General features: G+C 74.6%; 19 protein-coding genes and 1 pseudogene. 12 read left to right on the forward strand and 8 right to left on the reverse strand.

Translation table 11 applies throughout. The features are described from left to right. Positions 1-31: 31 nt before the first annotated feature. The 4 genes from ACFW2G_RS01155 (at position 32) to ACFW2G_RS01170 (ending at position 5,486) form a co-directional block, all read left to right on the forward strand. Positions 32-1,462, forward strand: a complete 1,431-nt coding sequence (locus ACFW2G_RS01155; RefSeq protein ID WP_384580119.1) for an MFS transporter — start codon at positions 32-34, stop codon at positions 1,460-1,462. Positions 1,463-1,514: 52 nt separating this feature from the next. After that, complete coding sequence (locus tag ACFW2G_RS01160) at positions 1,515-2,921, forward strand: hypothetical protein (protein WP_384444836.1); 1,407 nt, start codon at positions 1,515-1,517, stop codon at positions 2,919-2,921. 73 nt (positions 2,922-2,994) lie between these two features. Continuing rightward, a complete protein-coding gene (locus ACFW2G_RS01165) occupies positions 2,995-4,236 on the forward strand; it encodes an AAA family ATPase (RefSeq protein ID WP_384444838.1) in 1,242 nt (413 codons plus the stop codon). Continuing rightward, complete coding sequence (locus tag ACFW2G_RS01170; protein WP_384580117.1) at positions 4,233-5,486, forward strand: VWA-like domain-containing protein; 1,254 nt, start codon at positions 4,233-4,235, stop codon at positions 5,484-5,486. The genes ACFW2G_RS01165 and ACFW2G_RS01170 overlap by 4 nt, the downstream gene beginning before the upstream one ends. A 7-nt stretch (positions 5,487-5,493) precedes the next feature. Here the strand turns inward: ACFW2G_RS01170 and ACFW2G_RS01175 are convergent, their stop codons facing one another. Together ACFW2G_RS01175 and ACFW2G_RS01180 are read right to left on the reverse strand one after the other, a co-directional pair. Beyond that, complete coding sequence (locus ACFW2G_RS01175; protein WP_384580115.1) at positions 5,494-6,462, reverse strand: CPBP family intramembrane glutamic endopeptidase; 969 nt, start codon at positions 6,460-6,462, stop codon at positions 5,494-5,496. A gap of 132 nt (positions 6,463-6,594) precedes the next feature. Beyond that, complete coding sequence (locus ACFW2G_RS01180; protein WP_384444844.1) at positions 6,595-8,526, reverse strand: PAS domain S-box protein; 1,932 nt, start codon at positions 8,524-8,526, stop codon at positions 6,595-6,597. Between the two features lie 233 nt (positions 8,527-8,759). Here ACFW2G_RS01180 and dhaL point away from each other — a divergent pair, with 233 nt between their 5' ends. Both dhaL and ACFW2G_RS01190 read left to right on the forward strand, forming a co-directional pair. Further along, positions 8,760-9,374 (forward strand): dihydroxyacetone kinase subunit DhaL, encoded by a 615-nt coding sequence (dhaL, locus tag ACFW2G_RS01185; RefSeq protein ID WP_384580113.1) that lies wholly within the window; start codon positions 8,760-8,762, stop codon positions 9,372-9,374. Continuing rightward, positions 9,371-9,802, forward strand: coding sequence for a PTS-dependent dihydroxyacetone kinase phosphotransferase subunit DhaM (locus tag ACFW2G_RS01190; protein ID WP_384580111.1), 432 nt, complete (start codon positions 9,371-9,373; stop codon positions 9,800-9,802). The genes dhaL and ACFW2G_RS01190 overlap by 4 nt, the downstream gene beginning before the upstream one ends. A 341-nt stretch (positions 9,803-10,143) precedes the next feature. Here ACFW2G_RS01190 and ACFW2G_RS01195 read toward each other — a convergent pair whose 3' ends face one another. Further along, positions 10,144-10,533 carry an RNA-binding S4 domain-containing protein gene (locus tag ACFW2G_RS01195; RefSeq protein ID WP_037921872.1) on the reverse strand — a complete coding sequence of 130 codons (390 nt, stop codon included), beginning with the start codon at positions 10,531-10,533 and terminating at the stop codon, positions 10,144-10,146. A gap of 145 nt (positions 10,534-10,678) precedes the next feature. Between ACFW2G_RS01195 and ACFW2G_RS01200 the strand changes: the two genes are divergently transcribed. The 3 genes from ACFW2G_RS01200 to ACFW2G_RS01210 all read left to right on the forward strand — a co-directional run bounded on the left by ACFW2G_RS01200 (position 10,679) and on the right by ACFW2G_RS01210 (position 14,054). After that, positions 10,679-10,846, forward strand: a complete 168-nt coding sequence (locus ACFW2G_RS01200) for a hypothetical protein (protein ID WP_384444850.1) — start codon at positions 10,679-10,681, stop codon at positions 10,844-10,846. A 180-nt stretch (positions 10,847-11,026) separates the two neighbouring features. Then, complete coding sequence (modA, locus tag ACFW2G_RS01205) at positions 11,027-11,830, forward strand: molybdate ABC transporter substrate-binding protein (protein ID WP_384580109.1); 804 nt, start codon at positions 11,027-11,029, stop codon at positions 11,828-11,830. A 295-nt stretch (positions 11,831-12,125) separates the two neighbouring features. Continuing rightward, positions 12,126-14,054 carry an ABC transporter permease gene (locus ACFW2G_RS01210; RefSeq protein ID WP_384580238.1) on the forward strand — a complete coding sequence of 643 codons (1,929 nt, stop codon included), beginning with the start codon at positions 12,126-12,128 and terminating at the stop codon, positions 14,052-14,054. 369 nt (positions 14,055-14,423) lie between these two features. Here the strand turns inward: ACFW2G_RS01210 and ACFW2G_RS01215 are convergent, their stop codons facing one another. From ACFW2G_RS01215 to ACFW2G_RS01225, 3 genes and pseudogenes are all read right to left on the reverse strand, one after another. Next, positions 14,424-16,511 (reverse strand): SpoIIE family protein phosphatase, encoded by a 2,088-nt coding sequence (locus ACFW2G_RS01215; RefSeq protein ID WP_052030601.1) that lies wholly within the window; start codon positions 16,509-16,511, stop codon positions 14,424-14,426. A gap of 118 nt (positions 16,512-16,629) precedes the next feature. Further along, the gene (locus tag ACFW2G_RS01220; protein ID WP_037921864.1) at positions 16,630-16,872 is read right to left on the reverse strand and encodes a hypothetical protein; all 243 of its coding nucleotides are present in this window, start codon (positions 16,870-16,872) and stop codon (positions 16,630-16,632) included. 829 nt (positions 16,873-17,701) lie between these two features. After that, a pseudogene (locus tag ACFW2G_RS01225) lies at positions 17,702-18,985 on the reverse strand (DUF6777 domain-containing protein); the annotation flags it as partial. 60 nt (positions 18,986-19,045) lie between these two features. Between ACFW2G_RS01225 and ACFW2G_RS01230 the strand changes: the two are divergent. After that, the gene (locus tag ACFW2G_RS01230; protein ID WP_384444857.1) at positions 19,046-20,329 is read left to right on the forward strand and encodes a streptophobe family protein; all 1,284 of its coding nucleotides are present in this window, start codon (positions 19,046-19,048) and stop codon (positions 20,327-20,329) included. Positions 20,330-20,410: 81 nt separating this feature from the next. Here the strand turns inward: ACFW2G_RS01230 and ACFW2G_RS01235 are convergent, their stop codons facing one another. Then, complete coding sequence (locus tag ACFW2G_RS01235) at positions 20,411-21,076, reverse strand: hypothetical protein (RefSeq protein ID WP_236647639.1); 666 nt, start codon at positions 21,074-21,076, stop codon at positions 20,411-20,413. A 5-nt stretch (positions 21,077-21,081) separates the two neighbouring features. Beyond that, a complete protein-coding gene (locus ACFW2G_RS01240; protein ID WP_384444861.1) occupies positions 21,082-23,457 on the reverse strand; it encodes an FHA domain-containing protein in 2,376 nt (791 codons plus the stop codon). Between the two features lie 179 nt (positions 23,458-23,636). Between ACFW2G_RS01240 and ACFW2G_RS01245 the strand changes: the two genes are divergently transcribed. Together ACFW2G_RS01245 and ACFW2G_RS01250 are read left to right on the forward strand one after the other, a co-directional pair. Next, positions 23,637-24,644, forward strand: coding sequence for a cation diffusion facilitator family transporter (locus ACFW2G_RS01245; protein ID WP_037921851.1), 1,008 nt, complete (start codon positions 23,637-23,639; stop codon positions 24,642-24,644). 48 nt (positions 24,645-24,692) lie between these two features. Then, positions 24,693-25,193 (forward strand): NUDIX domain-containing protein, encoded by a 501-nt coding sequence (locus ACFW2G_RS01250; RefSeq protein WP_037922838.1) that lies wholly within the window; start codon positions 24,693-24,695, stop codon positions 25,191-25,193. Positions 25,194-25,227: the final 34 nt, after the last annotated feature.

The following is a 25,227-nucleotide window of genomic DNA, read 5'->3' on the forward strand; positions in this document are numbered from 1 at the left end:
CATCGATCCGCCGACCGGAACGGGGCCGCCCGTGCCGTCCTCACCCTCCGTGCCGTCCGCGCGGTCAGTCCTCCGCAACGCCACCTACCGCCGCCTGTTCACCGCCCAGGTCGTCGCGCTGGTCGGCACCGGGCTCGCCACCGTCGCGCTCAGTCTGCTCGCGTACGACCTCGCCGGTGACGGTGCACCGGAAGTCCTCGGCACCGCCCTGGCGGTCAAGATGATCGCCTACGTGACGGTCGCGCCGCTGGTGACCGCCGTCGCCGACCGGGTCCCCCGCCGCATCCTCATGGCGGCGACGGACCTTACCCGCGCCGGTGTCGCCCTGGCCCTCCCCCTCGTCACCGAGGTGTGGCAGATCCACGTCCTGATCTTCCTGCTCCAGGCGGCCTCGGCGGCCTTCACCCCGGCCTTCCAGTCCACGATCCCCGAAGTCCTGCCCGACGAACGGGACTACACCCGGGCCCTGTCGATGAGCCGGCTCGCCTACGACCTGGAGAGCCTGTTCAGCCCGGCCCTGGCCGCGGCGCTGCTCACCGTGGTCTCTTACGACCGGCTGTTCGCCGGCACCGCCGCCGGCTTCCTCGCCTCCGCCGCACTCGTGACCACCTCCGCGCTGCCCCGGCCCGCGCCCGCCGAACGGACCGGCGGGGCATACGCCAGGACCGCCTTCGGCATCCGCCTGTTCCGGGCCACTCCGCGACTGCGGGCCCTGCTCGCCCTCGACCTGGCGGTCGCCGCCGCCGGGGCCTTCGTCCTCGTGGACACCGTCGCCGTCGTCCGCGGCCACCTCGACCGCCCCGCCGGGGCGGTATCGGTCGCCCTGGGTGCGTACGGTGCCGGGTCCGCGCTCACCGCGCTCGCCCTGCCGCGGCTGCTGCGGCGTTCCGTCGACCGCGCCGTCATGCTCCGGGCCGCCGCCGCGCTCCCGGTGGTCCTCGCCGCCGCGGCCGGGCTCACCGCGACCGGGCCCGGCGACTGGTCCTGGCCCGCGCTGCTGGCGGCGTGGGCGGCGATCGGGGCCGCGTCCTCGGCCGTCCTGACGCCCGGGGGCCGGGTGGTCCGCCGCTCCACCGCTGACGCGGACCTGCCCGCCGCCTTCGCCGCCCGGTTCTCCCTCTCCCACGGCTGCTGGCTGCTCACCTACCCGCTGGCCGGGTGGCTCGCCCCGCGGGTCGGCCTATCAGTGACCGCCGCTGCCCTGGGAGCGGTCGCCCTGGCCGCCACCGCCGCTGCGGCGGCGGCCTGGCCGGTCCGCGACCCCGACAGGCTGGACCACGTACACCCGGACCTGCCGCCCGGTCACCCTCACCTCGCGGACGCCCGCCCGGCCGGCGGCGGTTGGCGGCACGGCCACCACTACGTCATCGACCAGCACCACCACCAGTGGCCCGGGCGGGACGGCACCCGTCGGAAAAACCCTGGCCGGCCGCGGTCGGGGTCGCTACGATCACCGCGATGAACCTTCACTCCACTCACGGATCGGAGGTCCCCACCGCGCAAGGTGAGCGCTGATGCTCACTCGGACCGCGAACGGGGACTCCCGCCTGGCCCTCTGGCTCCGCGTACGGCAGTACGCCGTGCCGGCACCCATGATCGAGACTGCGACCGCCCGCCGCCACTGCGGCGACTGGGCCGCGGCATGCGCCGCCGCAGGCTTCGATGTCGACTTCAACCTGCGTTCCCTGGCCCGCTCGCACGGCCGCGACCTCGCGGACCGGATCCGGGCCGACCTCCGCCACCTGGCCCCCGACCTGCTGCGCTGGCACATGCCGCGGATCGCTCCCCACGGGCTGCTGCGCCCCGGCCTGACTCTCACCCTCGCCCGGTACGCCACCGCCGGGCCCGAGGACAAGGCTGCCCCGGTGCACCTGGTCGCCCGTACCCCACCCGCCTGGGCGGACGGCGGCCAGCGCATCGGCCTCGCGCTGTGGGACGGTTCCCGCTCCGAGGCCGGGGTCGCCGGCGCCGACCCCCGCCGCGCTGCCCGCCCCGACCGGCGCTTCCGCCTCGACCTGCACCGCCACTTGTGGGACGCCCGCCGGACGGACGAACTGCGGGCCCGCTCCGGGGCCGACGGGCCGCCGTGCCGCGATCCGTCCGGACCGGATCCCGACCTCGCCGGAGCGCTGCCACCGGAGCACGGCTGCGCCGTCGACCGGTGGGCCGCCGAGGCCGGAATCGTGCTCCGGGCCGAGGGGCGCGACACCGGCAGCATCACCGTGCGGCTCGGAGGCCGGCAACGGCTGGTCCTGGACCTGGTCCGGGACGGGCCCGGCACCGGTGCTCCCTCCCTCCGGATCCGAACCGCCCCCACGGATGGCAGCGCCCACACGCTCCCGGTGCTGCCCGACGCGGCGGCCCGGCTGCTCCCGGACCTGGAACTGCTCCGCACCGGCTCCATCGAGGCCGCTCGGCTGCACCCGCTGGTCGCCGCCGCCCTGGCACCGGAGGCCGCAGCAGCACCGGCGCCGCGAACCGCCGGCCCGGAGACGGGGCCCGGGCAACCGCGTCCGGTCGAATGCCGTGGAGCCCGGCACCGCATCGGCCTCGTCGACGGGGTGCTGACACCACTGGACCACGGCCCGGACGAGGTCCGGCGCGAGGAACTGCTGGCGGCCCTGTCCGGAACTCCCCTGCCCTGTCTGCGGGCCATCGACGCGGCACACCGCCGGCCGGACTGCCTCACCGGCGTCCGTGAACGCCTCGACCACGGAGACGTCACCGGCGCGCTGGCCGTCGTCGAGGGCCTGCTGGGCCCGGACGCCCTGCTGCGTCCGGGCGCCCTGCTGGACGAACTGGAGGCGGCCGCCCGACGGCGGATCACCTACGGGCTGTTCCGTGCGGGCCTGGCCGGCCCCGGGCCCAGACGCCTCCCCCCGAATCCCGTTCGCGCCCGGCACGCCCGCCGGGCCTCCTGAGCACCGGCGGGCCGCGCCGTCGGCCGTGCCCCCTTCTCCCTTCACCCTTTACGAAACCCGCAGGTGACCCTTCATGCCCACGGACATGCCCACCCTCTCGCAACTCGACGTCGCCGGCACTCTGCTGGCCCTGCTCGGCGAGACCACCACCGAGCCCCGCCCCGATGACCAGCTCGAAGCCCTCACCCTGGCCGTCGCCGCGGACCTGCCCGTCCTGCTGTGGGGCGAACCGGGGATCGGGAAGACCGCAGCCCTGACCCAGCTCGCCACCTCCCTGGGCCTGCCGCTCACCACGGTCATCGCCAGTGTGCACGAGCCGTCCGACTTCTCCGGGCTGCCCGTCGTCGGCGACGACCCCGCCGAACAGGGCGTCCCCATGGCCCCGCCGGACTGGGCAGTGCGCCTGGTGCGGGCCGGGCGCGGCCTGCTCTTCCTCGACGAGCTGTCCACCGCGCCCCCGGCCGTGCAGGCCGCACTGCTGCGCCTGGTACTGGAACGGCGGATCGGTGCCCTGCACCTGCCGCCCGGCGTGCGGATCGTGGCGGCCGCCAACCCGAGGTCCTCGGCGGCCGACGGCTGGGAGCTGAGCCCGCCGCTGGCCAACCGGTTCGTCCACCTCCAGTGGACCCACGACCACGATGTCGTCGTACGCGGCCTCGGCGGGACCTGGCCGCGCGCCACCCTGCCTCGGCTCGACCCTCAGGCCCTGCCGGCCGCCGTCGACTTCGCCCGGCGCGCGGTGTGCGGGTTCCTCACCACCCGGCCCCCACTGGTACACCGCCTGCCCTCCGGCGAGACGCGGCGGGGCGGCGCCTGGCCGTCGCCCCGCAGCTGGGACATGACACTGCGTCTGCTCGCGTTCGCCACCGCCGCCGGCTCCTCCCGGGAGGTCCTCTCCCTGCTGGTCAGGGGGACCGTGGGGGACGGCCCGGGACTGGAACTGCTCGCCGCGCTGGACCGGATGGAGCTCCCGGACCCCGAAGCACTGCTCCGCGACCCGGCCGGCGCCGAACTACCCGAACGGGGCGACCAGCGCCAGGCCGTGCTCGACGGGATCGTGTCCGCGGTCAACCGGCGTCCGGAGAAGTCCCGCTGGGACGCGGCATGGACGATCATGGCCCGGGCTCTGGAGACGGGGGCCCCGGACCTGGTGGTCGTCCCGGCGACCGCGCTGGCCGCGCTGCGCCGGGACGAGTGGGACGTACCCGCCACGATCGAGCGGCTCGCCGGGGTGGTGGACCTGTCCCGGCGCGCGGACCGGGCCGCGGAAGGAGCCGGGGACCGGGCGGGCGTCGCCGCGGGGGCCCGCCCGTGAGTGCCGGGGCGCCGGGGGCGCTGGACCGGGACAAGCTCTACACCGCCCGGCTGCACGCCGCACGGGTCCGGCCGTACCTCGCTACGGCGCTGTTCGCGCTGCACACCGTGGAGTCGCGGCAGGTGCCGACAATGGCCGTCGACAGGTACTGGCGGGTGTATGTCTCCGCCGGGTTCGTGGACCGGACGCCGGTCAGGGACCTGGCCGGTGTCTGGGTCCATGAGGTGTCCCACCTGCTGCGCGACCACCACCGGCGGGGTGACCGGGCCGCGCGGCTCCAGGGACTGGAAGGGCCCGGGGCACGGCTGCGGATCAACATCGCCGCGGACCTGGAGATCAACGACGACGTGTTCGGCCACGGGCTGGTGCGGCCGGCGGGGGCCGTCACCCCGCAGCACCTGGGTCTGTCCGGGGGCGAGTTGATGGAGGACTATCTGCACCAGTTCGGGCTGGGGCCGCGGACGCAGGCCCTGGTCTGGCTGGACTGCGGCAGCGGCGCCGACGGGATGGAGCGTGCGTGGGACCTGGGAGCGGACGGCGCGCACGGCCTCAGCGCGCACGAGCAGGACGCGGTCCGCTTCCGGGTGGCGCAGGGCATCAACGGGCGCCCGGGACGCGCTCCGAAGGGCTGGAAGCGGTGGGCGGAGGAGGCCTTCCACCCACCGCAGGCGTGGCGGGAGCTGTTGGGCGCGGCGGTCCGGTCCGCAGCCTCCGGCGCGGGGGCCGGCGAGGACTACAGCTACGGCAGGCCCTCCCGACGCTCGGCCGGGCTGCCCGGCATCGTCCTGCCCAGCCTGCGCCGCAGGCCGCCGCGGGTCTCCGTGGTGATCGACACCTCCGGTTCGGTCAGCGACGCCGAACTGGGCAGCGCGCTCCTGGAGGTCGCCGCGATCGCGCAGGCCGTGGGCGGGCGCCGCGACCTGGTCACCGTGGTGCCCTGCGACGCGGCGGCGCGGATCGTGCACCCGCTGTGCGAGGGCGAGGGCATCCCCCTGCTGGGCGGGGGCGGTACGGATCTGCGCGCGGGCTTCGCCAAGGCCCTGCAGGCGGGGCCGCCGCCCGACGTCATCGTGGTCCTGACGGACGGGCAGACGGCCTGGCCGGCCGCCCGCCCGCCCTGCCGGACGGTCGTGGGCCGCTTCACCCGCCCGGTGGCTCTCCGGTGGAACGAGGACGACCCGCACTACCGCCCGGACCGGACACCGCCCTGGGCCCGGGTGGTGGAGATCGGATCGGGCGCCGGCCGGTGAGCCGTGCCTACGCGGCCTGCTCCGTCCGGCCGGCGGGGTCCGGAGCGCTGAGGCGGCGAACGCCGTGGGCCGTGGCGAGCCGCGCGATCAGCAGGCAGTACAGCGGCGCGGCGACGAGTTCGAGGACGAGCGCCTGCCACGGGGCGTCCGCCGCGTTCCCCGATTCGGCCAGCTCCCCCAGGGCGACGGTGATGCCGTAGGCAGTCATGTTGTTCGCCACGTGCACGGCGATGACGGCCTCAAGGCCTCCGGTGCGGATGGTCAGCCACCCCCACCACAGGGCGGAGTAGAAGAGCAAGGCGAATCCCGACCACTCGCCGAAGCCGTGCGCGACGGCGAAGAGCGCGGACGCGAGGACGATGCCGGGCCACGGGGACCGCAGGAACCCACCGAAGAACTGGGCGAGCCAGCCCCGGAAGACGAACTCCTCGGCCGCGGCCTGAAAGGGGATCAGGGCCCACAGCACGAGGAGGGAGAGCACGAACCCGGACCATCCGGGGAAGTCGCCGGCGAGGGACTCCTCGCCGTCGCTGAGGTAGCCCCACAGCGCCAGCCCGCCCATCTGGAGGACGATCAGCGGGAAGGCAACCGCCGCGCAGCGGACCAGCCAGCCCCAGCGCAGCCGGCCCACGACCGAGGCCGCGGTCCCGGCGGGGCGGCTGCCGCACCAGCGGACGGCGAGCAGCACGACGGGTATGCCGGTGGCTATGGAGAGCAGGGCGAGTGCCTCGTCGGCGAGGGGATCCGCCAGGATCCGCTCGCCGTCCTCGGCGGCGAAGTCCGCCCCCAGCACGTAGCCGGCGAGGGCGCCGAACGCGATCACCACCAGCGGCAGGGCCAGATTCCCGACGGCGACCAGGAGGAACTCCCCGATGCGCTGCGGGGCCTTCTGCCGGCCGTTGCGGCCCTGTTCGTGGAAGGCGCTGCCGGCCGGCGCGGTAGCGGTCGGCGGGGGCGGCGGGGGCCCGCCGTGCACGGCGGGCGGCCACCCCTGCGCCGGGGCCGGCCATCGCGGAGCGCCTGCGGGCGGCGCGGCCCACACGTTCGGCGGGGGCGTATCTGACACAGCGGGACCCTTTCCGTCACGGCCGTTCACACCCCCATTCGATCACGTGGCCGTCCCGGGGCTCAGCACGCTTTCGCGCGGGAGCCGCAGGGGAGGCGCGGGGCGCGGGGCCGGAAGGGGCAGCGAGAACCAGACGGCCTTGCCCTCGGCCGTCGGCAGCGTGCCCCAGGAGGAGGCGAGGGAGTCGACGAGGAGCAGGCCGCGGCCCGATTCGGCGTCGGGGGCGGCGAATCGGGCCTGGGGCAGGACCGGGCTCCCGTCGCAGACCTCGACGCTGAGTTCGCGGCCGGCCTGGCGCAGCCGGAGCCGCACGGGTCCGCGGCTGTGGTTGACCGCATTGGAGAGCAGCTCGGAGGTGAGCAGGCAGGCGGTGTCGCGGAGTTGCTCGTCGTCCTTGCCCCACAGGGCCAGGGTGTTGCGCAGGAACCGCCGCCCCGCGCCGACGCTGCTCGGGTCCGCGGCGAGGAGCATGCTCTGCGAGGTCACCGGGGTGTCGGGGATGCGGACGAGCAGGAGGGTCACGTCGTCGGGGTTGTCGTCGGCGTCCGGGAGCAGTTCGTCCAGCAGCCGGTCGGCGGCCGCCTCCAGGCCGTCCGACGTGGCGACGGCCTTCTCCAGCGCCGCCGCGAGACCGTCCACCTGCCCGTCGATGTCGCTGTCCGGCGTCTCGACCAGGCCGTCGGTGTAGAGCGCGAGCACCGAGCCGGGCTCGACGGTGTGCCGGGTCTCGTGGTGGGGCACCTCCCCCACCCCCAGCGGCACGCTCACCTCGACCGGCAGCCGGGTCACCTCGCCGCCCGGGGCGACGAGCAGGACCGGCAGGTGCCCCGCCGAGCACATGGTGATCTCCGCCGAGTCGGCGTCGAGGACCAGGTAGCAGCAGGTGACGAACTGGTCCGGCAGTTCGCTGACGACCGCGTCCAGGGCGCGCATGAGCTGCCACGGCGGCATCCCGGTCTTGGCCAGCGCGTGGGAGGCGGACTTGAGCTGTCCCATGACGGCGGCGGCGTCCAGGCCGCGCCCCATCACGTCGCCGACCATCACGCCGACCCGGCCCCCGCCCAGCGGGATGAGGTCGAACCAGTCGCCGCCCACCCCGGCCCCCTGCCGCGCCGGGAAGTACCGGCTCGCGGTGGGCATCCCGGGAACGTCCGGTGGGGATCCCATGAGGCTGCGCTGGAGGGTCAGCGCGACGTGGCGCTGCTGCTCGTAGAGCTTGGCGAGCATCTCCTCGGCCGACTTGCGTTCGGTGACGTCGCGGATGGCGGCGGAGACCAGGGTGCCGTCGGGCGTCTCCAGCGGGCTCAGGCTGATCTCCACCGGGAACTCGCCCCCGTCGCGGCGCAAGCCGTACAACTCCAGGCCCGCGCCCATGGGGCGGGTCTTGCGGTTGACGAAGTAGCCGTGGCGGAAGTCGGCGTGGTGACCGCGGAATCGTTCCGGTACGAGCACCTCCACCGGTCTTCCCAGCAGTTCCTCCCGCGCATACCCGAAGAGGGCCTCGGTTTGGGCGTTGACGAGCTGGATCGCGCCGCGCTCGTCGACGATCACCATGGCGTCCGGGGCCGCCTCCAGCAGGGCCCGGAAGCGCTCCTCGGCGGCCCTGCGCTCGCTCACGTCGCGTACGGCCGCCGAGATCAGCAGGCCTTCCGGGGTCTCCAGCGGGCTCAGGCTGATCTCCACTGGGAACTCGCGCCCGTCCCGGCACAGGCCGTACAGCTCCAGGCCGGCGCCCATCGGGCGGACCTGGCGGCTCGCTGCGTAGCCGACCCGGTGGCCCGGGTGCTGGCCACGGAACCGCTCGGGGACCAGCACCTCGATGTGGCGGCCCAGGAGCTCCGCCCGGGGGTGGCCGAACAGGGCCTCGGTCTGCGCGTTCACCAGCCGGATCACCCCGGCGTCGTCCACGATCACCATCGCGTCCGGTGCCGCTTCCAGCAGAGCCCTGAACGGCTCTTCAGTCGTCGCTGCCACGCCGCGCCTCGCACTCGTCGAATTCCGCAGAAGCACACATACGACCACGTGGCCGAATCTCGCGCTTCCGGTTGACCGGATGCGGCGCCAATTGACCGATTCTGCGCAGCCGAGGCGCTGTAGGAGTCAGCGTCGGTCTGACGCGCCCGTGCGGACCGCGGGCCCGCGACACGGGTGCTGATCTATGGTGGCGGCAGGGAGTGGCCCGGGCGGACGCGAGGCGAGGAGATCCGGTGCGTGACGCAGAGTTCTTCCGGAGCTGGATGGCGGCCGCCGCGGCCGCCGTGGAGCGTGAGGCGGACCGGCTCACGGAGCTTGACTCCGCCATCGGGGACGCCGACCACGGGAGCAATCTCCTGCGGGGTTTCACGGCCGTGCGCACCACCCTGGAGGCCGAGGCCCCGGCCGCGCCGGGCGCGGTGCTCCAGCTCGCCGGGCGGACGCTGATCTCGACGGTCGGCGGTGCGTCGGGCCCGCTGTACGGGATGCTGCTGCGCCGGACCGGCAAGGAGCTCGGGGAGGCTCCGGAGGTGTCCGACGAGGAACTGCGGGAGGCCTTGGACCGAGGGGTCGCCGCGGTGGCACAGCTGGGCGGAGCGGCCGCGGGCGACAAGACCATGCTGGACGCACTGCTGCCGGGCGTGACCGCGCTGGGCACGTCGTACCGTGCGGCGGCGGACGCGGCACAGAGCGGGGCGCTGGCGACCGTGCCGATGCAGGCGCGCAAGGGGCGGGCCAGCTATCTGGGTGAGCGCAGCATCGGCCACCAGGATCCGGGCGCAACCTCGTCGGCGCTGCTGCTCGGGGCGCTCGCGGACGTGGCCGGGCGGACGGAGGACGCGCGGTGACGGGCGGACGCGACGACGACGGTACCCCGCCGGACCTGGTCGGGGTCGTGCTGGTCTCGCACAGTGCACAGGTGGCGGAGTCGGTGGCGGAGCTGGCACGGGGCCTGGCGGCGGGTGGAGCGGTGGCTCCGGTGGCCGCTGCGGGCGGCACGTCCGCCGGTGGGCTCGGCACGAGCGCGGAGCGGATCGTGCAGGCCGCGCGCGAGGTGGACCGGGGCGCCGGGGTGGCCCTGCTGGCGGACCTCGGGAGCTCGGTGCTGACGGTGAAGACGCTGCTGCTGGAGGACGAGCTTCCGCCGGACTCACGGCTGGTGGACGCGCCGTTCGTCGAGGGCGCGGTGGCGGCGGTGGTCGCCGCGTCCGCGGGCGCCCCGCTGGTACAGGTCGCGGAGGCCGCGGCCGAGGCGTACGCCTACCGCAAGGTCTGAGGCGCGGGCCGCGCGGCCGTCCGCCGCGTGGCGGCGATCGGCGGACGCACGGACATACGGCCGGCTCCCGCGATCGCGGCGGGCCCGCCCCGGAAGCCGGGGGGCCGACCGCGGGCGAGGCTGCCGGATCGGCCGGCCGGTCCCCCGGGCGGCGGCCTCGTGCGGTTCGCGCCCCGGTCCGGTCAGCCGATCGACCTATCGGAGCCAAGGGATCCCGAAGCGGGCGGAGGAGTCCCGTGCGGTCCGTCGACGCCCGGAGGGCCCTGCAGCGCGGGCCCCCGGTCCCGGACGCCGCGGGCCCGCCCTGATCGGCAGGGACCCGCGGGGTCGGCCGCTCGGCGTCAGCGTCCGCGCAGGGACTGGATCTCGCGGCGGTCGCGCTTCGTGGGGCGGCCCGTGCCCCGGTCCCGGACACCGACGACCGCGGCCTCCACGGCGGTCGGCGGCGGCGGGCTCTTGTCGATCAGGCACTCGGCGGCGACGGGCGCGCCCACCCGCTTGGACACGGGACGTCTGACGACGACGATCCGCTCGCGCCCCGCGTGGAAGAGCCGTACCTCGTCGCCGGCGCGGATCGGCTGCGCCGGCTTGGCGCGCTCCCCGTTGACCTTGACATGGCCCGCCCGGCAGGCCGTCGCCGCGATCGAGCGGGTCTTGGTCAGACGTACGGACCAGATCCACGCATCGACCCGCACCGTGCCCGTTTCCGTCACCGATACCTCATCAGCCATGCCCCGACTCTAACGATTCGGGCCCCTCAGGACGGAATGAGTTTCCGGCAGTGTTCGGCGGATACACCAAGGGGTGCTGCATCTGCCATGGCGATCAACCAAAGAGGATTGCACATGCGCCATTCATGCCCCTACCTTGTCGCACATGCAGTCCTACACCATGGAGCGGGTGGCGCGACGTCCGAGCGTCGGCCCGGACACCGCGCGGCGCCGTGCCGACGCCGGCCGGGTCGTGAACCGGCGCGGCGGGGCCGGCCGGCCGCCGGTCGACGGCCCCTCGAAGTCCGCCCGCGCCCGGCTCGCCCGCGCCTGAACCGCGGACGCAGCCCGCGGCGGGCCGACGACCCGCTCCCGGCCCACCCCGCGGCTCCGCACCACCATCCCTCAGCACCGCCGCACCCTCCCCACCCGCTCCGCCCGTCACCGGCGCGGGTCACCACAGCGCGGATCCGGCACCCGGCCGGCCGCCGACCCGACCGAGGAGCCCGCACCCATGTCCCCGACCTCGGCCCTCCGCCGCACCGCCGCCGCCGTCCTGTCCGCCGCCCTGCTCGCGGCGCTGACCGCCTGCGGCGAGGACAAGCCCGCCGCCTCCGGCTCCGACCCGGCCGCGCCCTCGGCGTCCACCGCACCGAAGGCGATCACCGTCCTGGCCGCCGCCTCCCTCACCGACGTCTTCAGGACCGCGGGCGAGGCGTACCAGAAGTCCCACCCCGGCACGAAGGTCACCTTCTCCTTCGCCGGATCCCAGGAGCTCGCGGCGCAGGTCAGGCAGGGTGCTCCGGCCGACGCGCTGGTCACTGCCGACACCAGGACCATGGAGGGACTGAAGGCCGAAACCGGCGACGCCACGATCATCGCGAAGAACCGGCTGGTTATCGCGGCCGGCAAGGGCAACCCGTTCAAGATCGACGAGCTCGGGGACCTCGCCAACGCCAAGATCAAGGTCGTGCTGGCCGCGCCCGAGGTGCCGGTCGGCCGCTACAGCAAGCAGATCCTCGACGCCCAGAGGATCGAAGTGAAGCCGGTCTCCCTGGAGCCCAACGTCCGCGCCGTCCTGAGCAAGGTCGAGCTGGGTGAGGCGGACGCCGGCCTCGTCTACCGGACGGACTCCACCGCGGCGGGCGACAAGGTCGTCGCCGTGGAGATCCCCGACGACCAGAACGCCGTGGCCTCCTACCCGGCCGCCACGCTGAAGCAGTCCCGCAACGCCGAGGCCGCGGCCGCGTTCGTCACCTGGCTGGGCACCCCCGAGGCGCAGAAGATCCTCCGGGACGCGGGCTTCCAGCAGCCGTAGCCGGCGCTCCGCCGCGCCGGGGCGTCCGGGGGCTGTCCGGTCCTGGGGTTCGGACGGCCCCCTTCGGCGTGCCCGCGCACCGCCGCCTCCGCCGGCCGCTGCCGCATAGGCTTCCCCCCTGCGCCCCGCGTCTTCTGCATCCCCTGCGCCCCCGCGTCCCCTGCCCCGCACGACCGTCCCACCCGCCCGGCCCTGCCGGCCCCAGCCAGGAAGTCCCGTGAGCAGACTCCGTACCCGCACCCGGCCCCCGCTCGCGCTGGCGCTCCCCGCGCTGCTCGCCGTCGCGTTCCTGCTGATGCCGCTGATCGGGATCCTTGTCCGCACACCGTGGGGCAACCTCGGTGAACACCTCGGTAGCCCGGACGTGGTCGAGGCCCTGAAGCTCTCGCTGCTGGTCTCGCTGTGGGCGCTGGGCTGCTCGCTCGTCCTCGGTGTGCCGCTGGCCTGGCTGCTCGCCCGCGTGGATTTCAAGGGCAAGGCGCTGGTCCGCTCGCTCGTGCTGCTCCCGATGGTGCTGCCGCCGACCGTGGGGGGTGTCGCCCTGCTCCTGGGCTTCGGCCGGCGGGGGCTGCTCGGGCCCTGGCTGGAGGACTCCTTCGGGATCACCCTGCCGTTCCACACCTCGGGGGCTGTCGTCGCGGCGACGTTCGTCGCCATGCCGTTCCTGGTCATCAGCCTGGAAGGCGCCCTCGGCGGCCTCAAGGAGAGCTACGAGGAGACCGCGGCTTCGCTCGGCGCGGGGCCGGTCCGCGTGTTCTTCACGGTGACCCTGCCGATGGTGGCGCCCGGCCTGGTCGCCGGCGCCGCCCTCACCTGGGCCCGCGCGCTGGGCGAGTTCGGCGCGACCATCACCTTCGCCGGGAACCTTCCCGGCACGACCCAGACCCTGCCGCTCCAGGTGTACCTGCTGCTCCAGGAGCAGCCCGAGGCGGCCACCTCGGTGTCGCTGCTCCTCCTGGCGATCGCCATGGCCGTACTGATCGCACTACGCGGCCGGTGGACGGGCGCCCCGGTCGACCGCGGGGCGATCACGGCGCGGCCACCGGCGCCGGAGGAAGCCCTGGTGCCGAAGGGGGACCCGGGACCGGAGGGGGACCGGGGACCGGAGGGGGACCGGGGACCGGCCGGGGCGGGCAGCCCGGCAGCCGGAGTCCCCACGGAGTCCGCGCCGCACGGCGCGGAACCGGGGCGCTGGCCCCTGCATGCCACCGTCACCGGCTTCAACCGCCTCACCCTGGAAGCTGAACCGGGCACCACCATCGCCGTCGTCGGCGAGAACGGGGCCGGCAAGACCACCCTGCTGCGCGCCCTGCTCGGCCTGACGCCGCGGGCCCACGCCGAGCTGCGGCTCGGTGACGCCGACGTCACCGCCCTGCCGCCGCACCAGCGACAGGTGGCCTGGGTCCCGCAGGACGGGGCGCTGTTCCCGCACCTGAGCGCGCTGGCGAACACCGCGTACGGGCTGCGCGCCCGCCGGGTGCCGCGCGCCGACGCCCGCCGCGATGCCCAGGCCTGGCTGGACCGGCTGGGCGTCGGCCACCTCGCGCACCGCAGGCCGTCCCAGCTCTCGGGCGGCCAGGCCCAGCGGGTCGCCCTCGCCCGGGCTCTGGCCGCCCGGCCGCGGCTCCTGCTGCTGGACGAGCCGCTCGCGGCCCTGGACCAGGCCACGCGGGCCCACGTACGGCACACCCTGCGCACGCACCTGGCCGGCTTCGGCGGGGTCTGCCTCATCGTGACCCACGATCCCGTCGAGGCGGTGTCGCTGGCCGACCGGGTGCTCGTACTGGCCGACGGCCGGGCCCTGCAGGACGCGCCGCCGGCCGAGGTGTCCCGGCACCCACGGTCCCCGTGGGTGGCCCGCATGCTCGGGCGCAACGCCTGGCCGGGCACCGCCTCGGGGGACGGCCTCACCCTCGCCGCCGGCGGCCGCCTGGTGGTCGCCGAGGCCCTGCCCGAGGGGTCCCGGGCGCTGGCGATCATCGCCCCGGAGGCGGTGTCGGTGCACCGTGACCGCCCGGGCGGCAGCCCCCGTAACGTGTGGCCGGGCACCGTCCGGGAGATCACCGCGGTGGGCAGCCGGCTGCGCGTGCTGATCTCCTCGGCCGAGGCGCCCGATCTGGTCGCCGAGATCACCCCGGACGCGGCGGCCGAACTGGGCCTGGCCGACGGCTCCGAGGTGTGGACGAGTGTGAAGGCCACCGAGGTCACGCTGGTGGGACTGTAGGTCCCCCGTCCCGGCGGTGGGCGGCGGACTGCCACGACGCCGCCGGATGGGGCGGCCGCTACCCCGGGCGTGTGCCGGGGGACCGGGCGTGCCCCCGGGGATCGGCCGCGGTCGGATCCTGGGCCGGTCCCCCGGCACCGGCCGCGACGGCGCGGTCGGACCCGAGCCGCTCGGTTCGCCCGGCCGGCCGAGCGCCGCCGGAAGGATTCCCGTTCGATCGGGCGGACCGGGCGCCTCCTGCCGGCTGCTCGCCGCGGTCGGTGCGCAGCGCCCGCCCGGCCTCGGCGCTGACCCGGCCCGCGAGGACCGCCGGCCGATCCCCGGCCGATCCCCGGCGGACGCCCGGCGTCGTGCGCCGACCACCAGGGATCACGGGCCGGGCCTTCGGGTCGTGCTCTGCGGGTCGGTCGGGGCGAACTCGCACCACACGCGTTTGCCGCCGCCGCGTGGCTCCACGCCCCACGCGTCCGCGAGCTGCTCCACCAGCATCAGGCCGCGCCCCGACACCGCCCAGTCGTCGGCCTCGCGCCGCCTCGGCAGGGCGCTGCTGGAGTCCTCGACCTCGATCCGGATCCGTCCCTGCGGTGTGATCCGCACGCTCATCCGGCCGCCGCCGTCCGTGTGCACCAGGGCGTTCGTCATCAGCTCGTCCGCCGCCAGCTCGATCTCGTCGGCCCGGTCCCGCGCGCCCCAGGCGGCCGCCGCGGCCCGAACGAGATGCCGGGCCAGGGCCGGGGCCCGGGCGTCGCCCGGGTCCAGGCGCTGGCACAGCGGGCCGCCGCCGCGTCCGGTGGGCGTACCGCGGCGGCGCAGGACGAGCAGGGCCATGTCGTCCCCGCCGCCGGAGTCCCCGACCAGGTCGCACAGCACGTCGGCGAGTTCCTCGACGTCCGCCGGGCCGCTGTGGATCGCCGCCATGAGCTCGCGCATGCCGATGTCGGGGTCGGCTCCGGGCCGTTCGATCAGGCCGTCCGTGCACAGCACCAGGGTGTCCCCGGGGTGCAGCTCCAGGCTGGTGACGGGGTAGCCGGAGCCCACCGCCCCGTTCGCCTCGCGGGGCGGCAGTCCCAACGGCAGGCCGCCCGCCACCTGGATCCGATGGCAGCTGCCGTCGCCGCGCCGCACGACCGGGTCGAGGTGGCCGGCGCGGACCATCTGGAGTGTGCCGGTGGTGAGGTCGACCTCGGCGTAGGTACAGGTGGCGAAGCGTTCCGTGTCCAGTTCGCGCAAGAAGGCCGAAGCCCGGGCCATCGCCGCGCCCGGCGTGTGCCCCTCGACCACGTACGCGCGCATCACGATGCGCAGCTGACCCATGACGGCCGCCGCGTCGGTGTCGTGGCCCTCGACGTCGCCGATCATCACACCGACCCGGCCGCCGCCGAGCGGGACGACGTCGTACCAGTCGCCGCCGATGTCCCGCCCCATCCGGGCGGACCGGTAGCGTACGGCGATCAGCGCGCCCGGCACCGCGGGGATCCGCCGGGGCAGCATGGCCCGTTGGAGCCCCTCGGCGAGGTCGTGCTCCTGCTCGAAGAGGATGGCGCGCTGGAGGCTCTGGGCGACGCCGCTGCCGAGCGCCATCAGGACGTTGCGTTCCTCGGCCGTGAAGTCGCCCTCGCGCCGGTAGAGCAGTCCCAGGGCGCCGACCGGCCGGCCCTGTGCGATGAGCGGCAGGTAGACCCCGCTGTGGACGGACAGCGGCTCGATGTAGGGCCACAGTTCCGGATAGGACTCCTGGAACTCCTGCCGCGAGAGGATGAAGACCGGCCGCATGGTGCGCACGGCCACGCTCATGGGGAACTGCGCGTCGATCCGCGTGTACTCGATCTCGGGGACGTACGTGCCGAGCCTGCCCTCCGCGACCAGGTGGATGCGGCCCCCGTCGACGACGCCCAGCATCACGCTGACCGCCCCGAGGTGGCCGAGGGCCTGGGGGTCCTTGAGGACGTCGGTCACGTCGTTGACGGTACGGGCGTGGGCGAGGATGGCGGTGGTCCGCTCGACCACGCCGGTCATCCGGCGGCGCCCCTCGTCCTGCTCCCCCAAGGCTCCGGGCTCACCCGGATCGTGGGCGGCGTCGCGCAGGACGCCGATGACGCGGTACGGGCGGCCGGCCGGGTCTCGCAGGATGTGCCCCTGGACGTGGGTCCAGGCCGGTGACCCGTCGCGGCGGCGGCTGCGGACATAGGCCCCGTAGTGGCTCCGGCCGTCCTTGAGGGCCTGGGCGACCCGGGAGTCGAGCCGGGCCTCCTCGGCGGGGGCGATGCGGGCGCGGAGCCCGGCGGGAGTGCCGCTGTACTCGTCCGGGCGCAGGTCGAGGACATCGAGGGCGATGGGATCAAGGTACATCCGCCCGCTGTCGAGGTCCCAGTCGAAGGTGCCCATGCGGTTGAGCGCCAAGCTCGTGTCCGGCCGCGCGGGCCAGCCGACCTCGGGAACGTCTTCCCTACCGACCATGCAGCCAGGGTCTCACTGTCCTCCGCCGGTGTCCCCGTGGGACGCACGGCGGCGGGGCGCCGTGGCCGGACACGGCACTGTGCGGCCCGTCGTACGGGCCGCACAGCGTGCGATGGTGTCAGCAGTCGTGGCCGTAGCCGTGGCCGTAGCCTCCGCCGCGGTAGTCGTCGTCGTCATCGTCGTCGTACCAGCCGTGGTGGCCGCCCCTGTCGTGGTCCCAGCCTCCGCCGCCGCTCACGTAGGAGACGGGCTGGGTGGGGGTCGCCGCCGAGGCGGTGCCTGCGGCTCCCAGGGCTCCGCCGGCCATCAGAACGCCGATGGCGGACGCCGCGAAGAGACGCTTGACTCTCGTTGCTCGCATGGTTGAGAACCCTTCTCGTTGCTATGGCACGCATTGCTGTGGCACGAAAATTTGCTCTTCCTCCTCAGCACGGGCTGTACACGGCTGCACCTGTGGCCGTACAGATGTGTCGGATTGCGCGCATCCCCCGTCAACACGGCCTCTTCGGACCGTGGACCTCGTGGGCCGGTGCGATGTGTGTCGCACGCCGCGCGCTCTGGCGTTGTCACCGCGGGCAGAGGGTGTGCATCCCGCGGTTGCCACAGCTACCTACGGATGATATTAGTCACCGTCCATCCGATCGGCATCTCGGGCAGGCCCTCAATCCGTCCGGAATGGCGAACAATTCCCATGCTAGGGCCATCCATTTCGAGCGCTGCCGCATCCTCGGAACGTCTCGCGCACCGCGGAGCCCGGCTTCACCGGGCCGGCCCGCGCCACGGCCCGGACACGCGCGTCCTGGAGGCCCGTTCGTCAGCGTCGTGGACCAACAGGGCCGTCCGAACACGGTGGTCGGGGCGGGCGGCTCTCACCCGTTTTCAACGGCCTTGTCCGGAAGCGGACCAGCCGAGCTCGCCGGGGCCGGCTACCGGTTCCCGCCGTTGCCTCCGCCGTGGTTCCCGCCCCCGCCCTCGCGGCGCTACTCCGCAGACCGCGGGGCCTCGGGCTGCGGTGGGCGCGCCTCAGAGGGCGACGGTGACGGCTTGGTCGAGGGCGACGCCGCCGAGGTCCCCGGACCCGGCGGCGAGGGAGGTTCCGACGGGGATCCCGAGGGTGGCTCGGCCGAGGACGGTGACGAGGCGACCGTCGGTGAGGGGGAACCCGACGCAGGGGGCGTCGGCGAGACCGGCGGCGATCCGGACGGCGACTGCGACGGGGAGGCGGACGGTGAGGCCGAAGGCGTCGGCGTCGGGGACGGGGTCGTCGAGGGCGACGGCGAAACCGGGGGCGACGTGGGCGATGTCGGCGTCGGCGTGGCGGTCGTCGTCGGGGGCGGCGTGGTCGTCGTCGTGGGCGTCGGCGTCGGGGTCGTCGAGCCCGTGGGCGTGGGCGACGTCGACGGTGGTCCCGGCGGCTTCGAGCCGGTGTGCGTCGGGGTGACCGCGGGGCTCGGCGAGGTCGGCGGCGTCGGGATCACGGGCGGCGGGATCGGCCGGTCCGGCTTCCTGTCCTGGTGCGGGCCCTTGTCGCGCTCCAACCAGTGCCGGTTCTGGTGGTCGTAGATGACGATCTTCGTCATGGGCTGCACGGCCGGCGCGATGACGACCACCTTCGCCGGCTGGTACGAGGGCCACGTCTGCCCGTAGCGCTTCGGCGCGGCCTTGAGCGGCACCGGCGGACCGAGCGGATTCCCACAGGCGCAGCGCACCCGCGGCACGCCCCGGTCGTCCACGAGCACGGCCGTCCCGGCCTGGAGCACGGCCTGGTAGCTGGTGACCTTGCCGTTCTGGAAGCCGTGGTTCGTGACCCGGGCGTCCAGCCGCAGCTGCACCGGGGTCAGCGAGCGCAGGTACCCGGGAACGGCAGCCGGTTGGATGCCGAGCGTGGATGCGAAGGCCTCGTTCTTGGCGGGCTCCGCGGCCAGCACGGTGATCTGCTTCTCGACGTCGCAGCTCGCCACGTCCTGGGTGCCCCCGTACACGCCGGGGGCGGATCCGCTGACGCTCCTGGTGCCCGTGGTGGTGCCGTCGGGGGCGGGGGCGGAGCCGGTCGTGGTGGGGGACGGCGCCGGGCTCACCGGAGGCGGCGCGTCCTCCTTCACCACGGTGGACTCGGTGAAGGGGTCGGGGCCGGCCGCGGCGGCCGGCTGGAGGAACACCTCGGCCCCGGCGCTCGGTGCGCCGTCGGGCCGGGTCAGCACCACCGCCAGGGTCACGGCCGCGACCACGGCGACGAGCGCGGTGACGAGGCGTGGGACGGACCGCCACCAAGGGCCCTTGTCCGGCCCCGGAGTTCCGGAACCTCCGGGACCGCCGGGACCGCTAGGCGGCCCGGTCGGCGGCGGGGGCGGCGGCACCTGCTGACCGCCCGACAGCGGCCCGGAAGGAGGCCCGGTGGGTCGCTCTGACGACGGCTGCCCGCCGGAGGATTGTGTGCTCACGGGCTCTTCTTCCCAGGAGGAGGGAGTTCCCATCGGACCATTGTGTGCGCCGTCCGGGTGGTGCCCGCAAGCCGGGAGTGCCACGGTTGCAGGGTGAGCCAGACAGCGAGATCGGCATCGTCCGGGGGCTCCGCGAGGGCGTGGCGCGACGCACTCGTCGCCGTCGTGGCCGGCTTCGCGGCGATGGTCGCGATCGCCGCGGCGGGCTTGGCGTGCGCCGGGGCCGGGGGCCTGCCGGAAGGGGCGTTCCCGCACGTGCTCGCCGCCGTCGTCGTGATGGGGGCCGGCGGCGCAGTGGAGGTCTCTGGTGACGCCGGGCTGCTGGCCGGCGCAGACGTGAGCCTGTCGGTGCTTCCGCTCTCGGTGAGCCTGGCCGGCGCTCTCGCGGCCGGCTACTGCTTCCTGCGCCCACTGCACAACCGGGCCGTGGCCGGGCCCCGGGAACTCCTCGGCCGCGCGGTTCCGTTGGTGGTGCTGTGGCTGCTCGCCCTGACCGGCGCGACGGCCCTGGCCCGGCAGGACTTCGGCATCTCCACCGGCGACTCCACCCTCGGGGTGATCGGCGAACTCCTCGACTCCGCGCCGACGGTGGGCTTCCGCGCCGACCTGCCCGCCACACTGCTGTTCGGACTGCTCTGGGTCCTGGGCCTGTTGCTCATCGCCCTGCTCGTGTCGCGCCGCGCACCGCTTCCGGCGGCACTGGTCCGCTTCCACACCGCGGTGCGTCCGGCCGCTTTCGCCACCACCCTGCTGCTCCTCGCCTACGTCGTGATCGGCGTCGCGGTCGGCCTGGTGGCGGCCGCGACCCAGGGCAACGCCGGCCGGACCCTTGCCGTACTCCTGCTGGCCCTGCCGAACCTCGTCTGGATCGCCCTCACCCTGGGCTTCGGCGGAGCCTGGGAATCCCGGGTGGAAGGGGCCTTCGGGCTGCCGATGCCGCCGCTCGTGGACGAGGTGCTGCGCGATGCCGACGGAGCCCCCGTCGATGTGGCGTCCTTCGCGGCCCGGGACCCGCGGGCGTGGTGGCTGGTGGTGGTGGCCGCCGTACTGCTGCTCGGCGCGGGCGTGCTGGCGGCCGTGCGCTCCCCGGCGCATGTCCGGCCCTGGCAGCACGCCCTGCATCTGGGGGCGGCCCTCGCCCTGGCCACCCTGACGGTCTGCCTGCTGGCCCGGGTCGGGGCCGAGTACGGGCTGTCGCTGCTGGGCATCGGCGAGGTGGACGCCCTCGGCGGGAAGATCGTGCTGGACCCCGTGCTGTGGCGCACGGTCGGCCTCGGCCTCCTGTGGGGGGCGGTGGCGGGCTTCCTCGGTGGCGTCCTGGCCCGCCCGCTGCACCGCCGCGGGCAGGTGGACGCCCCCGCCGCGACACACGCCTGACCGGGCGCACGCACCACCGGCCCGGTGTCCGCCGAGGGGCGCCCCGCGGCAGAACTCCGCTTCGGTGCCCGAGCCCGTCCTTCACTCCGGTGCGGAATCGCCCGCGTCCACGATCCGGGTCGGGGTGGCCCCGGCGGGCCGGCCCGCCGGGGGGCCCTCGGGCGGCGCGGCCGGCCCCGGTCGGGCCGCACCGGCGCCGTCATGATCCGCCGTCGACGGGTGCCCCCGGGTGGTCCCCGGCCCCTCGGTCACCGCGTAGGTCGCCAGGCGGGTCCCGTCGCCGTACATCCACCGCCCCGCGTTCTCGTCGTAGAGCCACACCGACTCCCCGTCGAGGACCACACCCGCCCGCAGCCCGCGCAGGGAGCGCCGGAAGGCGTCGGTGTCGGCGCGGCCGGAGGCCAGCTCGTCCACGGCGTGCCGGTAGCGCTCCAGGGCGTCGGCGCCGCGCTGGAGCAGCGGCCTCGGGTCCTCGGCACGTACGGACGGCCCCTCCCCCGTGGTCGGCGGCGGCTGCGGAACCGCCAGGAGGAGCCGCCCGTCGACCCAGGCGCTCCATCCGTTGGCGCACAGGATCTCCCCCCACTCCCCGCGCCGGGACAGCAGCTGCACCGGCAGGAAGGCGTCCAGGGCCGCGGTCGGCCGGGATACGTCGGGGGCCTCCCAGGCGGGCAGACCCGGCGGCGGCACCACGTGGGTGGGCCGGAAGTCCGCCACGGAGGTCCCGGAATCCATGGAGCTGCTCATGAGGCCTACTTCCGCATGATCGCGGGCTCGTGCCGGCGCAGCAGCCTCGCCACCAGCACTCCGAAGAGGACGGACAGGACCACCAGCATGCCCAGGTTCAGCAGCCACACCCCGGGACTGTGCGCGAACAGCGGGTCGTCGGTGAGCGGGCCGGGCACGATCGCACCGAGGTCGATGGTGCCCGCCATGGCACCGAGGGCCCAGCGCGAGGGGACCAGCCAGGCGAGCTGCTCGATGACGGGCACGCCGTCCAGCTCCAGCAGCGCCCCGCAGAAGACCACCTGCACGATGGCCAGGAGGACCAGCAGCGGCATGGTGACCTCCTCCTTGCGGACCAGGGCGGAGACCAGTAGGCCGAGCATCATCGCGCTGAACGCCAGCAGCGCCACGGCGATGGTGATCTCGAGGAGGGGATTCAGGAGCACGCCGCGGCCGCCCGGTGCGTTCAGGTCCACTCCGTAGAGTGCCACCAGGGTGAGGACCACCGCCTGGGCGACGGTGACCGCGCCCAACACCACGACCTTGGACATCAGGTAGGCGGAGCGGGAGAGCCCCACGGCCCGCTCCCGCCGATAGATGACCCGCTCCTTGACCAGTTCGCGCACGGCGTTGGCGGCCCCGGTGAGGACGCCGCCGACGGACAGGATGAGCAGGGCGTTGATCGCGGTCTCCTGGGTGAGCCTGCTGCCGGCCAGGGCGCGGGCCATGGCCCCCATGACGAAGGGCAGCGCGATCATGATGGCGAGGAAGGTCCGGTCCGCGGCGAGTGCGGCCGCGTAGCGCCGTACGAGGGTGGACAGCTGGGATCCCCAGCTCTGCGCCTTGGGAGGCGCGGGGACGAAGCCGGCCGCTGGGGCGGCCCCGGCGGCCGCCCGGTCGTCCCCGCCGTGCCAGGGCTGGCGGGCCCCGCCCAGGACGTAGGTGCGGTGGGCCGTCGAGGCCGCGTACTCCCCCGCCCAGTCGCGGCCGCGCTGGTTCTCGAAGGCCTCGAATGCCTCGGGCCACTGCGAGAACCCGAAGAAGCCGAGCGTCCCCGCGGGCGGCCCGTAGTAGGCGATGCGGCCGCCTGGGGCGAGGACCAGCAGCCGGTCGCAGACGTCGAGGCTGAGGACGCTGTGGGTGACCACGATGACGGTGCGGCCGTCGTCGGCGAGGCCGCGCAGCATGTGCATCACCGAGCGGTCCATGCCCGGGTCGAGGCCGGAGGTGGGCTCGTCCAGGAAGAGCAGGGAGGGTTTGGTGAGCAGTTCCAGGGCGACGGACACGCGTTTGCGCTGGCCGCCGGAGAGGCTGTGGATGGGCTGGTCGGCGCGCTGTTCGAGGCCGAGTTCGCCGATCACCTCGTCGACCCGCCGCCGGCGTTCGGCCTTCGCGGTGTCCTGTGGGAAGCGCAGTTCGGCGGCGTAGGAGAGGGCGCGCCGGACGGTGAGCTGGGAGTGCAGGATGTCGTCCTGGGGCACGAGTCCGATGCGGCTGCGCAGTTCGGCGTAGTCGCGGTACAGGTCGCGGCCGTCGTAGAGGACGGCGCCCCGGTCGGCGGGGCGCAGGCCGGTGAGGGCGCCGAGCAGGGTGGACTTGCCGGCTCCGCTGGGACCGATGACGGCGAGCAGGCATTTGGCGCCCACGGGGAAGGAGACCCCGTCGAGGAGGGTCTTGCGACCGCGGTCGACGGCGACGGTGAGGCCCTGCACGTCCAGGGTGACCTCGCCCGTGTCCTCGTACTCCTGGAGCCGGTCGCCGACGAGGCAGAAGGCCAGGTGGCCGATGCCGACGATGTCTCCCTCGGCGAGGGGGGCTGCGCCCGTGACCGGGGCGCCGTTGAGGTAGGTGCCGTTGTGGCTGCCGAGGTCGGCGATCTGGTAGCCGCCGTCGGGGAGGGCCCGCAGTTCGGCGTGTCGGCGTGACACGTCGAGCTCGTCGATGACGAGGTCGTTGTCGGTGGCGCGCCCGATGCGCACCGTGGTGCGGGCGGGCAGCGGCAGGACGGCGCTCGGCCGGCGGAAGGTGGTGGTCATCGACGGGTTGGAGACCCTGGAAGGCCGGGCTCCGGCACCGGGGGGCCGGGGCGCGGTGAGGACGGCCCGCGGGCCGTCCCGTGCGTCGCCGAAGCGCAGTTCGCTGCCGACGCCGACGCTCCACTCGTGGATGCGGTGGCCGTCGGCCCAGGTGCCGTTGGTGCTGTCCTCGTCCTCCACCGTCCAGTGGTCGCCGTCGGGGCGCAGGATCGCGTGGTGCCAGGAGACGCGGGCGTCCTCGAAGCAGATCTCGCAGAGCGGGTCCCTGCCGACGTGGTAGGTCCGGCCCGGGCTCATCGCTGTGGAGCCCGTGGCGGTTTCCAGGACGAGCTCGGGCGCGGTCGGCACACCGGGGCGCTGGACCATGAGCAGATTTTCCCACGATCACGCCACCCTGGCAGCGGCCGGATGAAACCGCAGGTCAGAGGCCTCTCATGGGGAATGACAACGGTCCCCGTTGCAGCCTTTGCCCATCACGTCCGGGTGCGCTTCACTTCACGCGACGGGAACCGAACAAACGGCTGCCGCGACGCGAAGGGGATGCCATGACCGGGCACGACCACGGGCACGACGACCACGGCCACGGGCCCGGCGGCCACAGCCACGGCGTGTCCGCCGACGCCGACCGCCGCTGGCTGGCCATCGCGCTCGGCCTGATCGGCGGGTTCATGGCCGTCGAGGTGGTCATCGGCGTCATGGCGCACTCGCTGGCTCTGATCTCCGACGCGGCCCACATGCTGACGGACGCCGTCTCGATCGTCCTCGCGCTGATCGCGATGAGGCTGGCCGCCCGCCCGGCCCGCGGCGGATTCACGTACGGCCTCAAGCGGGCGGAGATACTGTCCGCCCAGGCCAACGGCCTGACGCTGCTGCTGCTGGCCGCCTGGCTGGCGTACGAGGCGGTGCGCAGGCTGATGGACCCGCCGCCGGTGGAGGGCGGGCTGGTCCTGGTGACGGCCCTGGCGGGCATCGTCGTCAACGTGGCCGCGGCCTGGTGCATCTCCCGGGCGAACCGCTCGTCGCTGGCGGTGGAGGGCGCCTACCAGCACGTCCTGAACGACCTGTTCGCCTTCATCGGAACGGCCGTCGCCGGTCTGGTCGTCATGACGACCGGGTTCCGGCAGGCCGACGCGATCGCCACGCTCGTGGTCGTGGCCCTGATGGTCAGGGCGGGCTACGGACTGGTCCGCGACTCCGGGCGGATCTTCCTGGAGGCCGCGCCCGCCCATGTGGACCCGGACGCGGTCGGCGACCGCCTCGTCGGGCACCCGCCGGTCGCCGAGGTGCACGACCTGCACATCTGGACGATCACCTCGGGACAGGCCGCGCTCTCCGCACACGTACTGGTCGAACCGGCGGGCGACTGCCACGCCGTACGCCGGGAGCTGGAGCGGCTACTGGACGAGGAGTACGGGATCACCCACACCACGCTGCAGGTGGACCACGTGCAGGACTCCCTCCTCTCGGTCGGCCGGCGGGGCGAGGCCGCCTACGACCCGCACTGCGCGGACGCGCACGGACCGGTCCACCGGGAGGGCCCGCACGACCACTGACCGGTGCACGACCACTGACCCGCGCCGGTACGGGGCATGTATGGGCCCATGACGAACAAGCGCAGCGCCGGACTGCTCCTCTTCCGGCGGACGGACGGGGCGGGGGCGCGGGCGCCCTCGCGGCCGGGGCCCGGGGTCGAGGTCCTGCTCGGGCACATGGGCGGCCCGTTGTGGTCGGGGAGGACCTCCGGGGACTGGGCCATCCCCAAGGGCGAGTACGGGCCGGAGGAGACCCCGCGCGACGCCGCCCGCCGGGAGTTCACCGAAGAGATCGGCCTGCCCCCGCCGGAGGGCGAGTACCTGCCGCTGGGCGAGGTACGGCTCTCCAGCGGGAAGCTGGTGACCATCTGGGCGGTGGAGGCGGACCTCGATCCGGCGCTCATGGTGCCGGGGACCTTCACCCTGGAGTGGCCCCCGCGTTCGGGGAACGTCCAGGAGTTCCCGGAGCTGGACCGGGTCGCCTGGTGCACTCCCGAGATGGCGCAGAGCATGCTGATCCCTGCGCAGCTCCCCTTCCTGGAAAGACTGTTGGCGCTGCTGAAGGCTTGACCAGAGCTCGTACTTGCCAACGTTCCCGCATGCC

Origin of the sequence: Streptomyces sp. NPDC058880 (assembly GCF_042742535.1) — a bacterium.
GTDB lineage: Bacteria > Actinomycetota > Actinomycetes > Streptomycetales > Streptomycetaceae > Streptomyces.

Bases quoted from the DNA above. Each gene is read 5' to 3' on its own strand.
- ACFW2G_RS01160 (WP_384444836.1), top strand. From the start codon at position 1,515: ATGCTCACTCGGACCGCGAACGGGGACTCCCGCCTGGCCCTCTGGCTC.
- ACFW2G_RS01165 (WP_384444838.1), top strand. From the start codon at position 2,995: ATGCCCACGGACATGCCCACCCTCTCGCAACTCGACGTCGCCGGCACT.
- ACFW2G_RS01195 (WP_037921872.1), bottom strand. From the start codon at position 10,533: ATGGCTGATGAGGTATCGGTGACGGAAACGGGCACGGTGCGGGTCGAT.
- ACFW2G_RS01200 (WP_384444850.1), top strand. From the start codon at position 10,679: ATGCAGTCCTACACCATGGAGCGGGTGGCGCGACGTCCGAGCGTCGGC.
- modA (WP_384580109.1), top strand. From the start codon at position 11,027: ATGTCCCCGACCTCGGCCCTCCGCCGCACCGCCGCCGCCGTCCTGTCC.
- ACFW2G_RS01210 (WP_384580238.1), top strand. From the start codon at position 12,126: ATGCCGCTGATCGGGATCCTTGTCCGCACACCGTGGGGCAACCTCGGT.
- ACFW2G_RS01215 (WP_052030601.1), bottom strand. From the start codon at position 16,511: ATGGTCGGTAGGGAAGACGTTCCCGAGGTCGGCTGGCCCGCGCGGCCG.
- ACFW2G_RS01220 (WP_037921864.1), bottom strand. From the start codon at position 16,872: ATGCGAGCAACGAGAGTCAAGCGTCTCTTCGCGGCGTCCGCCATCGGC.
- ACFW2G_RS01235 (WP_236647639.1), bottom strand. From the start codon at position 21,076: ATGAGCAGCTCCATGGATTCCGGGACCTCCGTGGCGGACTTCCGGCCC.
- ACFW2G_RS01240 (WP_384444861.1), bottom strand. From the start codon at position 23,457: ATGGTCCAGCGCCCCGGTGTGCCGACCGCGCCCGAGCTCGTCCTGGAA.
- ACFW2G_RS01245 (WP_037921851.1), top strand. From the start codon at position 23,637: ATGACCGGGCACGACCACGGGCACGACGACCACGGCCACGGGCCCGGC.
- ACFW2G_RS01250 (WP_037922838.1), top strand. From the start codon at position 24,693: ATGACGAACAAGCGCAGCGCCGGACTGCTCCTCTTCCGGCGGACGGAC.